This is a genomic window from Mesorhizobium sp. Cs1321R2N1, from assembly GCF_037179725.1.
GTDB classification, from domain to species: Bacteria; Pseudomonadota; Alphaproteobacteria; order Rhizobiales; family Rhizobiaceae; genus Mesorhizobium; species Mesorhizobium salmacidum.
The window spans coordinates 57,325-70,478 of the sequence record NZ_JAPYKP010000007.1 but is presented as its reverse complement, the minus strand read 5'-3'; the positions used below and the strand labels follow the sequence as shown (position 1 = coordinate 70,478).

The following is a 13,154-nucleotide window of genomic DNA, read 5'->3' as shown; positions in this document are numbered from 1 at the left end:
TGAGTTTAGCGAATCACCGCCACTCCTCCCAAGGCGGACTTGGCCGGCGAGTGACAAACAGGTTGCTCGCCGGCTCCTTCTTCAAAAGTCCAGCCTCTCAAGCGGCATTGGCACTGGACCAATTGTGAAGATCAGGCCGCGGTCTTTTTCCGAATCTTTTTTGCAGGCGCGCGCTGTTCAGGTTCGTTCGGCTTTCTGCCGAGGCCCCTGGTCTTGGCCAATGCAGAGCGCGCGGCGGCATAATTCGGGGGACCATCGGGTAATCCGCTGGCAGTCCCCACTTGGCGGGGTATTCGTCGGGCCTCAGGCGGTAGAGAGATGCCGCTTCAGCGACTTGAACTTTTTCCGCCCTCCAGGCTGATGATGTAGTCGGGCGTGACCGACTTTTCACCGGGACTGCAAGCTTGAGGGCCTCGGGTTTCTTTGGCGAACCGCCGACTGTCTTCCGTCAGCGAAGGAGTGACCCTCCTGATGTTCGGCATGGTCGCCTTTGCGCTATGCGCCTGTTCCGCCTCGACCGGAGCCCATCACCATCTCCCATAGTCCGCAGCTGCGACGATGGCATCAGTTCGTCGCGGAGGCAAGCCGGCGTTTCCATGTTCCACAGGCCTGCGATCTATGCCGTCATCAATGCCGAAAACAGCGGCAAAACCATGCTTGCTGGCCGCCCGATCACCTGGCGTGCCGGCGCCATGGGCGAGTGCAGTTGATGCCCGGCACCTATTTTCGGAGATGCGCGTCGAGCATGGTCTGAGTTCCGATCCGCACGACCGGCGCGACAACATGCTGGCCGGCACCGTCTATCTGCGCGCCATGTACGACCGCTTCGACTTCCCTGGCCTGTTTGCCGCCTACAATGTAAGCCTTGCGGCCGACGACATCCCAAGCTGCTGTTACAAACTCCTCCTTCGTCAGCACCGTGATGCTTGCCGGCGTCGGAAAGACATCGAGGAATGCGAAGAACCAATCGCTGCGGCTGTTTCCTCGGAAGCGATAGATCTCGGGAAAATAACAGCGGCAGATAGTGCGTCAGGATCCGGTGCTGAATCTCGGTCTTTGCCCTGGCGATCGCCTCATGTGTCTTCGACAGTTCCTGTACATCGTTGATGCCGGCGCGCAGCGGATCGTGGTAGCGCTGCGTCGCCTGTATTCGGAGCATGTGCAGGATCACCTGCGCGTCCTTGGGGTCGTTCTTGTCCCGCTATTGTGCAACGCTTCTCGCGTCCGCGCGAGCGCCAGAGACGACACCAGTCGAACCTCGAAACCAGCCTCAGCCAGGCGCCATGCAATCGGCCGGTGATAGTTCCCCGTCGCCTCGAAGCCACAGACCACCGGGCGACCGTACGTCTGCAGGACTTCGACCAGATGGTCATGCTCAGCACGGTTATTGAGGACTTGCAGACGGCGTCGGCGTTTGTGGCTTGGGTCTTCGATCAGAACTTCATTGCGAACCTTGGCGATATCGATCGCTACCAGCACCGCGCCGGCGGGTGTAGAATCTGAAGTAGTCATGGTCGGTCTCTCTGGAATGGGTTGTGAACATTCACATTCTAGAGAAACTCTGACTGGCCATGGCCGCCTCCAGCGGTGCGCGCCTGCAGCGAAAAGCTGCGCGCACCGCGGCCTCGGCCGCCGCCGCTCCTTCATTCCGCAGGTGCTATGGCTCATGCTTCATTGCCCAATAGACAAGGGCCATTGCCCGCGACATCGGACTGGAGCCGAGGACGACACCGGTCAGAAGCCCGCAATCGAACGGCATCACAGAGGCCTTCGTCAAGACGATCAAGCGTGACTATGTCCGCGTCTCGCCGCTACCCGACGCTAGAACAGTCATGGAAAGCTTGCCATTGTGGATCGATCACTACAACAGCCTTCATCTGCACAAGGCGCTCGGCTATCGTTCACCCCGAGAGTTCATCGCGGATCAAACCCCCAACCATGATCGCGTCCGATCATTCGGGGCAACAACAGTCGAGGATCAAGCGTACGATTATTTCGTAGGATAGCCGGCGGGAATTCCTCCTTGTCCGTTTTGGCCTGGCGCGCTGGAGCGCCTCGCAGCTGCCGGCAACACCGCGCGCTTTCATCGCCCAGCATCGCCTGCCACAAGGGCGATGCAAGCAGCGGTTCCAGCTCTATGTCGAGCATCGTCTGGTGAAACCGCGAACCCGCTCGCCAACTTCGATCGGACTAGCCGTAGGATTAACGCTTCAGGTTTATCCCGGAACTACGCCAACCTTCCAATTCTAACCACTCCCCGACGGCACCTACGCTCGGCGTCAGAAGCCGAAACTTACTGCAATTCCCGCGCGCGTCCTGCGCCATTCCCGGTTTGTTGTGACTTGCTGTTGCGCAGCATCACTTCTGCGACACTGAAGGTGTGCTTACCTTGGCGCGAGGTCAGGCGTGCCTCGATGTTGGGAAAGATAAAGAACGGCAGTGAAATCCTGTCGGTCGAACCACTGTGTGCGACCTGATGCGGCGTACTCTTGAATCGGTCGTCGCTCAAAGCCTGAAGCATGTCGCCCAAATTGACTACTAGACTGTCGGGGAGGCTCGGCACCGGGGTCCAGCGCCCGTGGAACCACACCTGCAAGGAGCGCGTAGGGAGTTCCTCCTGCAGCAGTAGCGTGAAGAAGCCAGTGTCGGTATGCTTGCCGGCCACGCCGCCGCTAGCTGGATACCGGTTCACCCGTTGCAGGACTGTTGGCGGGCTAAAATGGCTTTGGAACCAGCCCTGTTCCATGTCGAGCAGGTCGGCAAGCGCGTTCCCGAGCTGCGGCACAACCCCGTTTAGCACGGTAGACTGCAAAGCAAGCAGGCTTCGCGAGAAACCAGGAGCCAAAGCGTCATCTGGGAAGCACGTAAGGCCGGCAAATGGACGCCGGTCTCCTTCGTCCTCCGTTCCGAGGTCGAACAGTTCTTTTTGATCGGGGCCAGCCTCGGGATGTAGCATCTCGCCGTTCAACGGGAAATATCCACGCGCGATAGGGGGGAAGACGTCTTGGGCGGCGGGACCATACTGTTCCTTGACAGACTGTGGCAATTGAAAGAACCGCCGGGAAGCATCGATCGCTTCTACGATCTGTTCCTTCGGGATTCCGTGCTCTATAAGGTAAAAAAACCCGTACTTCTCGCAGGCCATGCGTAAGTGCTGTTGCTCCGCACCTCGTGTTGAGTCGGTTGAGAGTTTCGCTAGTGATATTTGCGGTAAGGTAGTCATAGTCGCTCCTCTGTTGGTGCTTTGCCCTTGTGCGGCTTCTCGAAAACCTTGTAGTTAACCGGGATGTAAGTGCCGTGCTCCATACAGTGCCTGATGTAGGATCGCCGCAAGTTGCAGACGGCCGATTTCGTCATCCAAGGGTGTGATTGCTCCATAGCTGCTACACTCCGGGCGTGACGCGAGCCGCTTCGCGCAGCCAATCTCGCGGAGATAGCCGAGCGTGAAAACAGCCCTGCAGAGGTTGATGTGATAGCTCGCCCGAGTGTGTTGGAGAGCGACTCATCAAAGTCGACATTGTTTTGGATACATGGGAGCAAGCGGGGATGTCGGACGTATCTGGCCACCTCTCGGCGTTCTTAGTTGTAATTCAGACATGGAGCTCTCCGCGATGTACATGACATTCCCTTGCAGGTTGTCAGGGCAATTTACGCTATTTTCTCACCGAACTCATACAATTTATATTATTTATTAGTTAAGTGATATGGCAGATAGATCGATTTTGTGTTGCAAGTTTACATGAAAAATTCACAAGATCTCGGACTGAGAAGGTGGCATACAGGATCTTCCCGATGATTATCGACGGAAGCCTATTCGACTGCGTGCCAAATATCGGTCCGGACTTTCCCATCCTGCGGGTCACGTTTGGCAACATGGAACCAAGGGTTCTTGCGCGCGGCTTTTCGACGTCGATCCGTCTCGCTACCTCCATGCCTGCGCAAGGATATTGGAGTCCTTCGAGCTGAGTATGGCGTCAAGCACTGCTTCGAGCAGCGGCCTACATCCGGCTCTGCAACATGGCAGAGGTCGTGAGTGCTGAACTTGACCTGCATTGCCGACGCGAAAGGTTCCGATTTACTGCCAGAGCGGCGATGCGCGCGAAATCAACGTGGATAAGATCGACCGCCTTGACCCCTGGGACCTCCGGACTTTTTTCAGAGGTTCAGGCAGACGGCCGAATTTCGAAAAGCGAGCTGGTAAAACGCGTTCGTCTATCGCCATCGGCTCGTTCGGAGCGGGTCCGTATACTCGAAGCCGCGGGGATTATCGAAGGATTTTACGCGCGGCTCAGTCCGGCTCTCACCAGGGGCGCGATCTTCGTGCTGCTGGGCAAATCGGGCGGATCGACTACCTCCTGCGCGTCGCTTGTCCCTCTAAGCTGGCTATAAGATTTGATGGAGGGCTGCTGCAGGCATGATTTGGCATCGATCAATATTACAGCCTCGTTGTGACGACCAGTTAAGTCCAATTCGCCGATCCCGATGTCCGCCCTTAGGCAAACGTGAGTTGCTTAAGCAGTGATTTCGACGACAGTTGGGTTCGACTCCGTGGATTTGTCCCCCGAACCGCGCATATCGGCGAGACTTGAGGTATATCCGTGGTAGGTTGCCAGGTAGCGGTACCAGTGTTCTACGCCAACCGATCTTGAGGAGGGAACGAATGCGGCTAACAGGAGGAGGTGCGACATGATGCGTGCAGCACCGCGTCCGACCAGTGCTCGGCTTCAAATCTCCACCGACCGCCAAGATCATCCTGTCTGGTATCCTCGCCGCAAAATTACGGCTATCTCATGCCATGAAGGTTTGCAATACAACCCGATATCTGTAACACTATTTCTGATCAGTGTAGGGTAAAACACGTAACTCTCCCGCGAGTATAGCCGTCACGGCAGTCACCTCAAAATATTTCCTTGGCATGTTACTATTGTAAATGATGTCTCTCACATGGTAAAAACCGAGTTTCCGGTTCTTACGCAACGAACGTGTGTTCGTTGGACGAATGAATCCCGCGACCTTCTCAAGCTTCAAGTTCTCGAACGCGAACCGGAGTGCTGCCTTGCCGGCCTCGGTGCCTATTCCCTCCCCGGAGGCGCCAAGGTGGAGGACAGTTTCGATTTGCACGTTATTTTGACCTGCCGGCATATCGGTGCCGAAACGCTTTAATCCACAATAGCCGGCGAATCTTCTGGCTTCGCTTTTGTCTTTGACAAACACCATCCAAAGGCCGAACCGATTGTCCTGCCAGTGTTTGATGAACTCAAGCAGTTTGGCTTTCGACTGCTCTAGCGTGGGATAGACACCATCCCCAACGGCCTCTATCACGAACGGATCGCTAAGAAGCCCATGAAGTAGAAGCTCGTCGCGATGCGACGGCGGCCTTAGGATCAGGCGCGGCGTTTCTAGGATATACATTAGATGGTTCCTTTCCGATCCGCTCTTGTCCTTGTAGAGGCACACCGACATCGGACTATAATCTCTTAGAATGCGATTTAGTTGGGTTAATATTTTAACAAATTTTGGCAACAGTTTTGTTTCCGCCGCTCCAAAGCTCTGTTGCGGCTTCCAGTTACGAGGCCGTGGCTTGGCTTTCCGGTGTGTCGCCGGCGGTTTCTGATATCAAAGGCCGCAATCAGTGGTATCCGAAATCATCCCTGCGTATTTCTGACCTGCCACTGAAGTCTCATCCAGCGGCTATTAGAGCCTTGGCTGTTTCTGTTACGCCGTCGGGCGCGGGTTGAGCAACCGGTGGACGCAAAGCCCTCATATAGCGAAGCGTCGGAGCCGGTGGCGGCGTTTATTGAGGAGCCGGTGCTTGGGACCGGCGGCATCGTCCCGCCGCCAAGGGTGGTCGATGTCGCAGCGCTCGCGCAACGCCTCGCAGGTCGACACGATCCTGGACGATTAAAGTCGGCAATCGGCGCTAATCGCATCACGTTGGATGAGTGACCCAGCTGAAGCTTGGACATGTCCGTCAGCCTTCTTCACGCTGCTGCATATCGTCGGCCTCGCCAGCGTGGCAATGCCATTCCAGATCGGAATAGCATCCCGGGTTCCGGTCCTCCTGCAAAGTCACGTGGCGTGAGAAGAGGCTTTGCCTCGAATTCCCCTGCCAACCCTCGATCACCCAGCAGGGCCGGACGGGAGCTTCGGCGATGATCGCTAATGTGAAGCTTCAAGACGACAGTGCAATCTAAATTTAACTCAAGAAAACTTTATGGGTCTGAGTGACGTGATAAAGATTGGGAATGCCGATCGCGCGGATGACGCCGCGCGGCGACTAAGAAGATGTATGCCCATCCTTCTATGCCGCTGGATGCGATGAACACGTGCAGGAGATTCGACAATGAAATCCGATGCTTTCACGTCGTATGAGTCTAATGTTCGGCGCTACGGACGATCGTTTCCAACAGTCTTCTCTAAAGCTCTTGGGGCGACAATTTGGGACGAAAGCGGTAAGCCTTATATTGATTTCCTTGTAGGATCCGGTGCCCTCAACTACGGACACAACAATGAACAAATCATTGCACCGGCAATTGAATATCTTGCCGATGGAAACATTCTCTTATCGCTTGATATGTATACAGTCGCAAAGCGCAACTTCATTGAAATCTTTGTCGATTCCATTCTGAAACCAAGGGGCCTTTCCTATAAGATACAGTTTCCTGGACCGACTGGCACAAACGCTAACGAAGCCGCGCTTGCACTAGCCCGAAAATATACCGGGCGCTCGAGCGTCATGGCCTTCACAAATGCGTACCATGGCATGTCGCTAGGCTCATTGGCGGTGTCGGGTTCGGCGTCGACCCGGGAACTAGGCGGCGTTGCCCGCCACGATGTGATTCGGGTCCCCTATGACCGCTATCCGAACCCAAATTTCGATTCCGCGAGCTACATCGATCATGTACTGGGGGATCCCGGGAGCGGCATAGAAAAGCCCGCCGCAATCATTTTGGAGACCATCCAGGCAGAAGGCGGTATGAACACCGCCTCCACAGCTTGGCTCATCGAAATTCAGCGCATATGTCGCAGCCACGGGATCGTATTGATCGTTGACGACATTCAGGCAGGAGCTGGGCGAACGGGCGATTTCTTCTCGTTCGAGTTCGCGAAAATTGAACCCGACGTCGTATGCTTGTCGAAGTCCCTAAGCGGTTCGGGCAGTCCGTTCTCCATCGTTCTAATTCGCCCGGAAATGGACATATGGAAGCCCGGGGAACACAGCGGAACATTCAGAGGCAACAATCTCGCCTTCGTGACTGCAGGGGCGATGTGCAAAATGTGGTCCGAGAGGGACTTTGTTGCAGGCGTCGAGCGAACAGCTGTCAAACTGCAAGCACTTCTTGACGGCCTCGTTACGAAATATCCGGAGTTCATCGAACGCAAACGCGGTCGCGGTCTGATGGCCGGCCTTAAGTGCCGTTCACCAGCCATCGTGGGCCGCGTGCACGATGTCGCATTCGAAAACGGCCTGCTGATCGAATCTTCAGGGCCAAATCGCGACGTCATCAAAGTGCTCCCGCCGATCACGATCAGCGAGGACGAACTCGATGATGGCATCGCCATCCTCGATCAAGCATTTCAGGAGCAAGCGATGACGACTGATCAAAAATCTCAGGCGCCTGCCATTTCGCCCCTTACGCTCAGAGAAAGAGTCGGCGCCATCAGCATTGCCGAGATCATCTCGGTCATGAGAGGTGACATCACCGGTCTCCACATCAAGCAAGCCTTTAGCACCGAAGTGGCCGAGGAGATCACCGCGAACTTTATTCGCAACCCCGATCTCAGCGAGCGCAAAGACGGCGTTCCCGGACAATATGTCGGCGCATCTCACTACAGGAAGGATGCACCCACCTATTTCGCACAGTCGCGAGATGCCCGACCCTCCGTAGACGCTCTTTTCGGTAGCTTGGTTGATCCTGTCCGCGGAGTGTTCGACGCCTTAAAGCGCGAACTTCACAATCAGGGCATTGAATTACGGCTGGCTCGTTCGGAAGACGGTCAAGCCAACGTTTGTCGTGCCTTGTCTTGGTCTAGCACGGGCTTGTATGCCTTGGAGCCTCACGACGACGTTGCTCAAGTCGTATCTGCCGGGGGCAATTACGAGCTTACTGCGGTGGCGAAAAACACCGTCGTAGCGCTCAACTTCTATGCCAGCATGCCCGACGAGGGTGGCAACGTGCGGATATGGGGCCATAAACCGACAGTCACCGATCGCAGATCGCAGGGGGTGGAGACCACTGGCTATCCCTATTCGGCAGCTTATCTCGATGCCTTTCCTTGTCACGACTTCCAGCTTAAGGCCGGGGATATCGTCCTGTTTGACGGCGGTTTCGTTCACGGGGTCACCCGACAGTCAGGCAACGGACAGCGTCGCCTTTTGCTGAACTGCTTCTTCGGATTTGCTCGGCCGGATCTTGTTCTATGGTGGACCTGAAGTGCGACTGTGCGACGACTGACCGGGTTGCGCCGGTAATCGCGCGTAGAAGGGCTCGATGTTCCCGGGCCGTATCGCCGAGTTGGGAAGTTCCGGCAAGTGCTCTGCGCTGTGATGCAATGATCCGCCTGTCGAGCCTGCGGAGCTTCTCAATCCAGATGGAGTCAACTCCCCCCGATGTGGGCGTTGGTAGTGTCATGCCGACGTCCCTACATCCAGAGCTTCTGGTCAGCGCAAGCTTGAGAGAAGGCTGACCGTTGCCGGGGAGACGCCATCTTTGTCGCGATATGCTTGCCGGACTTGCGGCTCCCCCGCCCAGGGGCTCTGTGCGAGCCAAGACTGCAGCGGCGACGGACGGTTCTGGCGCTGTCGTCGCGGCCTGCGATCCTGGAGACCAGCCACCCTCCCTCGACTCGGCCGCGCGATCCGCTTGCGCCATGTACGGGTAAACGGCTGCGGCTCGTAAGGCGGGCTTCGGCGTTTGCACGCGCGGCACCTCGATCACGATCCGTAAAGCGCATCAGGGCATGAGGCGTCGACGCAACAGTGCCGACGAAAGGAAGAACGGCAGCACTGTGTAAATGCACAGCGCGCCCACATGGAGGCCGATGTTCTCGGCCGGGCGGCCAAGCATCGCCGGACGAATGAGCTCGATCGAATGTGCGAGCGGCAAGAAGCTGCCCACCTGCTGAAAAACACCGGGCATTCGGCTCACAGGGAAGAGAGCCCCCGATAGAAACAACATGGGTGTGATGACGAGCGTCTGGTAGAAAACGACGTAGTCGTAGCTGGGCGCAAGCGCCGTCACGACCATCGCCAGGCTCGCGAAAGCGAGGCCAGTAAGAGCAATGATAGGCAGTGCATACAGAGCGGATGGCCATGCCACATAGCCCAGCACAGTGGCCACAATCATGATTCCGGTGCCGGCCATAAAAGCCTTCGTGGCTGCCCACGCCAATTCACCCATCACGATGTCGCCGAGTGTGATCTGTGTGTACAGGATTCCTTCCCAGGTCCGCTGCATTCGGCCGAAAGTTGCGTAGATCGTTTCAAAGGTGGAGGAGGTCATCGCGCTGGCGGCGACCATGCCCGCTGTTAGAAACGCTATGTAGGACGTGCCCTCAATGCGCCCCACCATTATTCCGAGGCCAAAGCCTAGCCCGAACAGCGAGATCATAGGGTCGGCCAGGTTCCCGATCAGCGACGCCAGCGCCACTTTCTTCCATGCGAGGTAGTTGCGGCGCCACACCGCGACCCAATTCCACGCATTGGCTGGTAGAGCCGCGGCGTAACGTTCGCCTATCATCATTTCTCCATCTCGCGCCCGGTCAGCCGCAAAAAAACGTCCTCCAGATTCGGTGGTCGCTGCAGGAGACGCAGACCCGCGCATCCTTGCAGTTGCATACGCACCCGCTCTGGATCGGGCCCATAGCAAAAAAGCGTCTCGCCGCTCACCTCGATGCGCTGTACGAATGGCTTGATCATCGCACTCAGTTCATGCGGATCACCACCGTATATCTCGAGAACGTCGCACCCGATCTGCTCTTCGATCAGCGCTTGTGGGCGACCCTCAGCGATAATGCGCCCTCTCTCAAGAACGCAAAGGCGGTTGCACAGCCGCTCGGCCTCTTCCATAAAGTGGGTGGTCAAAATGATCGTCTTGCCCTGCGCCAGGAGCTTGCGCAGCCGCTCCCAGATCAGATGCCGGGCGTGCGGATCGAGGCCCGTGGTCGGCTCGTCCATGACTAGCAGCTGTGGGTCGTTGATCAGCGCTCGCGCGAGTGTCAGCCGCCGCTTCATGCCGCCGGACAGTGCGCTGACGCGGGCATCGGCTTTGCTCTCGAGGCGGGCAAACTCAAGCAAGGATGGTATGACGGCTTTTAGTGCACGCGTGCTCATGCCGAAGTAGCGCCCGAAAACCAACAGGTTCTCACGTACGGTGAACTCGAGATCAAGGTTGTCGAACTGCGGGACGACTCCAATGCGTCCGCGTGCCAGGCGCGCGCGTGCTGGTACTGGCATGCCGAGCACCGTGATCTTACCGGAATCAGGCGGGGTCATGCCGAGGAGCATGCGTGTGATCGTGCTTTTGCCGGCCCCGTTGGGGCCCAACAGGCCGAAGCATTCTCCTGCCGCGACAGTGAACGACAGCCCGTCCACAACCACCTTGTTGCCGTATGACTTGCTCACGCCGTCAAGGTCGATCGCTAGTGGGGACACGTGCTCGTCTCCCTCTGCAGAAGGGCGTCCAGCAGCCTCAGGTGGCCTGCCTAAACTTGCGATGACGCCAGGGGGAGAGAGGGAGCGCGACTCGGCCTCGGCTGGCGAATTGCCGTCTCCATGCCAGAACGCGCTCACTCGCTTGGCCCCACCCCAAGCATGCCGCCTTCCTCGACATGGGCAATCACCCCGCCACGCATCACCATCATGCCGTCCATGCGCATAGTGCCTCCATTTTTGGCGCCCGCAGGCTATCCAGCGTTCCCAGAGTGATCGTCGCTGGCTTCACCCAACCGCTCCGCCTCTGTTGTGTGTGGCCTTGGACGGCTCGTGGAGCTCTGCTCGGTCCTCCACACCAGACAAAGCATCGCCAAGAAATACCCGACCTGAGCGAGCACGGCGCAGAGAGCCGTCTGAACGAGCGAACTGGTCAAGCAATACGTCAACACGGCGGAAGCCGCCGATGCGCCGATCGCGTGTATCAAAATGTGATGCCTCCATTCATCTCCCTCCATCTGCCGGAATCCGATGCGCCTGAAGCCGAACGGGGCTTCCAAAACGAGCGAACAATGTTTGTTTATGTTTCACTTGGCCTCTGCTGGTGATCGACCTGGTCTTGCGTGACATGGCCGTCGCGGTGTCGGCGCAAGCGGTCCCTGCGCCGACAAGCGGCATCGCGCGCTCATCCGAAATCAGATTCCCACCCGACGCGGGCACACTCGTCAGCTTCCCTTCCGGCGCGCGAGTATCGGCCATCGCCACGAAAGCCGCGTGGAACTTCCGCCAAGAGATCAGCCCGAACGGCTTCTGGTTCGAAAACCATCCGATGTCACCGACACTCAAGCAGGCGTGTTGGGGCTCGCTCATTTGTTCGCGGCTTTGAGCTTTGCTCCGCCACCACAGCGATGACCGTGAGCTGATGGCCGCGGCGCGAAAGGCTTCGTCAATGCCTCAGCCGCGCATCCGATTTGCAGCGCCTTTGTGACAGACTCGTGGGAAAGCGACAGCCTGAGGCCTTCCGGGTGACGCTTGCGATCCAGCGGATTGCCGTCGAACCGTCAGGCATCGTCTGTGGCCAATTTTAAATGCGGCCAATGGGGACTGTCATAGTCTTCCAAGGCTGTCTCCCAGCACCGATCTGCAATCATTCTTGGGCGCCGATGCCGGATGATGTCACTGTCGAAAAATCCCTCAAAAGAGTGGGCCTGTGCGATGGCGCCGCATCCTCCGACGCGTCGGCGGTTCTCGAACCAACGCTGGCGGTTCTGATCGAAACATCTTTGCCACCGCCGCTTGGCACGGTGGCGGCAGAGTTGCGCGACAACCAATCGCTGTTGCTCAATGTGCAAAGCGCATAGGCTTTCAAAGGAAGCAAAAGGAACAGATTGATGGGTGTATGGAGACAAAATCCCAGAAATCGCAGTTCGCGAGCACGAAACGCTGCCACGCTGCAGCGGATCAGCGTCATGGCCGCAATCATGATGCCAGTCCACCAAGGCACTTCGTCAGTCAGCGCAAGGTGCGCGATCCCTGTTACCACCGACACTGCGAGGAGGAGCGGCCCGACATTTTGCCCGACCACGTCCAAGGTGAGATAGCGATCGAGGCTGGGTAGCAGGCGCAGCGAAAGCAGCGTGTCTCTGAAGGTGCTTCGCGCCCAGCGCAGTTGCTGGCGTAGATATGGCCGCAGCCGATCCGGCACGACCGTTGCCGCGATCGCGTCCGGAATGTACTCGGTTCGAAGTCCCGCTTTCAGCATGAGGATCGTCAGATGGCGATCCTCGCCGAAGTCGCTTAGCTTCCCACGGAACAGCTGCGTTTCGTATTGATCAAGAACCATAAGCAGCGCCGACCGGCGATACATCGCACATGGGCCACAGCAGCACATAACCGCACCGAAACGAGCTTGGGCCGCACGCTCCTCGTTGCAAGCAAGCCAGTATTCCATGTCGATCAACCGGGTCAGCCAATTCTCGTTCCTGTTGCTGGCTATCAACTGACCCATGGCCGCGCCGATCTGGGGATCTCGCATCTTTAGCGCGAGCTTCGTCACCACATCGGAAGCGAGCGTTGTGTCGGAGTCGACGTTGAGCACCAAATCTCCGGATGAGCGGCGGATCGCAGCGATCTGCGCCTTGCGCTTTCCAACATTGCGCGGGAGAAGAATGAAGTTGAACCTCGGATCACGCGCATGGATATTGTGAACGGGTCCGACGGCAACCCGATTTGCAGACCCGTCATCAACCACATAGACCCGCAGTTTTCCGCCGTAGTTTTGGTCCGCAATAGAAGCTAGGCAGGCAGAGAGCGTGTCCGGATCCTCGTTATAGCATGGGATGATGACATCCACGCTCGGCAGAAGTTGGGAGCTGGTCGGGCCATCCGAGGTCGACGACAGGTCTGCCGATGAAGCATAAACCGTTTGCATGCCTTTGTAGGCAGTCGAGAGCAATGCGTAGATCGAGACAGCACCAATGCTGGTTGCGTCGAGCAGGTTCAT

General features: G+C 57.4%; 8 protein-coding genes and 5 pseudogenes. 5 read left to right on the top strand and 8 right to left on the bottom strand.

The features are described 5' to 3' along the window. Window positions 1–131: 131 nt before the first annotated feature. Both O7A61_RS03720 and O7A61_RS03715 read right to left on the bottom strand, forming a co-directional pair. Window positions 132–430 (bottom strand): annotated as a pseudogene (locus O7A61_RS03720) (MucR family transcriptional regulator); the annotation flags it as partial. Between the two features lie 434 nt (window positions 431–864). Next, window positions 865–1,512, bottom strand: a pseudogene (locus O7A61_RS03715) (IS110 family transposase); the annotation flags it as partial. A gap of 173 nt (window positions 1,513–1,685) precedes the next feature. Here O7A61_RS03715 and O7A61_RS03710 point away from each other — a divergent pair. Then, a pseudogene (locus O7A61_RS03710) lies at window positions 1,686–1,931 on the top strand (integrase core domain-containing protein); the annotation flags it as partial. Between the two features lie 362 nt (window positions 1,932–2,293). Here O7A61_RS03710 and O7A61_RS03705 read toward each other — a convergent pair. After that, window positions 2,294–3,223 carry a 2-oxoglutarate and iron-dependent oxygenase domain-containing protein gene (locus O7A61_RS03705; RefSeq protein WP_337128399.1) on the bottom strand — a complete coding sequence of 310 codons (930 nt, stop codon included), beginning with the start codon at window positions 3,221–3,223 and terminating at the stop codon, window positions 2,294–2,296. A gap of 880 nt (window positions 3,224–4,103) precedes the next feature. On the opposite strand from O7A61_RS03705, the pseudogene O7A61_RS32540 reads away from it, so the two are divergent. Continuing rightward, window positions 4,104–4,506, top strand: a pseudogene (locus O7A61_RS32540) (Lrp/AsnC family transcriptional regulator). A 324-nt stretch (window positions 4,507–4,830) separates the two neighbouring features. Here the strand turns inward: O7A61_RS32540 and O7A61_RS03700 are convergent. Further along, entirely contained in the window at window positions 4,831–5,412 is a 582-nt protein-coding gene (locus O7A61_RS03700; RefSeq protein WP_337128398.1) for a GNAT family N-acetyltransferase, read from the bottom strand. A gap of 931 nt (window positions 5,413–6,343) precedes the next feature. Between O7A61_RS03700 and ectB the strand changes: the two are divergent. Together ectB and O7A61_RS32535 are read left to right on the top strand one after the other, a co-directional pair. After that, window positions 6,344–7,588, top strand: a pseudogene (gene ectB / locus O7A61_RS03695) (diaminobutyrate--2-oxoglutarate transaminase); the annotation flags it as partial. A 3-nt stretch (window positions 7,589–7,591) separates the two neighbouring features. Further along, window positions 7,592–8,434: a 2OG-Fe(II)-dependent halogenase WelO5 family protein gene (locus O7A61_RS32535; RefSeq protein WP_442921041.1), complete on the top strand. Its 843-nt coding sequence runs from the start codon at window positions 7,592–7,594 to the stop codon at window positions 8,432–8,434. Between the two features lie 520 nt (window positions 8,435–8,954). Here O7A61_RS32535 and O7A61_RS03690 read toward each other — a convergent pair. From O7A61_RS03690 to O7A61_RS03680, 3 genes are all read right to left on the bottom strand, one after another. After that, window positions 8,955–9,740 (bottom strand): ABC transporter permease, encoded by a 786-nt coding sequence (locus O7A61_RS03690; protein ID WP_442921039.1) that lies wholly within the window; start codon window positions 9,738–9,740, stop codon window positions 8,955–8,957. Next, window positions 9,740–10,654: a nodulation factor ABC transporter ATP-binding protein NodI gene (gene nodI, locus O7A61_RS03685; protein WP_337128397.1), complete on the bottom strand. Its 915-nt coding sequence runs from the start codon at window positions 10,652–10,654 to the stop codon at window positions 9,740–9,742. The genes O7A61_RS03690 and nodI overlap by 1 nt, the downstream gene beginning before the upstream one ends. Window positions 10,655–10,905: 251 nt before the next feature. Next, window positions 10,906–11,169 carry an exopolysaccharide production repressor protein gene (locus O7A61_RS03680; protein WP_337128396.1) on the bottom strand — a complete coding sequence of 88 codons (264 nt, stop codon included), beginning with the start codon at window positions 11,167–11,169 and terminating at the stop codon, window positions 10,906–10,908. Between the two features lie 86 nt (window positions 11,170–11,255). Here O7A61_RS03680 and O7A61_RS03675 point away from each other — a divergent pair, with 86 nt between their 5' ends. Continuing rightward, complete coding sequence (locus O7A61_RS03675; RefSeq protein ID WP_337128394.1) at window positions 11,256–11,537, top strand: hypothetical protein; 282 nt, start codon at window positions 11,256–11,258, stop codon at window positions 11,535–11,537. 261 nt (window positions 11,538–11,798) lie between these two features. Here the strand turns inward: O7A61_RS03675 and nodC are convergent, their stop codons facing one another. After that, the gene (nodC, locus tag O7A61_RS03670) at window positions 11,799–13,154 is read right to left on the bottom strand and encodes a chitooligosaccharide synthase NodC (protein WP_337128392.1); all 1,356 of its coding nucleotides are present in this window, start codon (window positions 13,152–13,154) and stop codon (window positions 11,799–11,801) included.

Bases quoted from the DNA above. Each gene is read 5' to 3' on its own strand.
- O7A61_RS03705 (WP_337128399.1), bottom strand. From the start codon at position 3,223: ATGACTACCTTACCGCAAATATCACTAGCGAAACTCTCAACCGACTCA.
- O7A61_RS03700 (WP_337128398.1), bottom strand. From the start codon at position 5,412: ATGTATATCCTAGAAACGCCGCGCCTGATCCTAAGGCCGCCGTCGCAT.
- O7A61_RS32535 (WP_442921041.1), top strand. From the start codon at position 7,592: ATGACGACTGATCAAAAATCTCAGGCGCCTGCCATTTCGCCCCTTACG.
- O7A61_RS03690 (WP_442921039.1), bottom strand. From the start codon at position 9,740: ATGATAGGCGAACGTTACGCCGCGGCTCTACCAGCCAATGCGTGGAAT.
- O7A61_RS03680 (WP_337128396.1), bottom strand. From the start codon at position 11,169: ATGGAGGGAGATGAATGGAGGCATCACATTTTGATACACGCGATCGGC.
- nodC (WP_337128392.1), bottom strand. From the start codon at position 13,154: ATGAACCTGCTCGACGCAACCAGCATTGGTGCTGTCTCGATCTACGCA.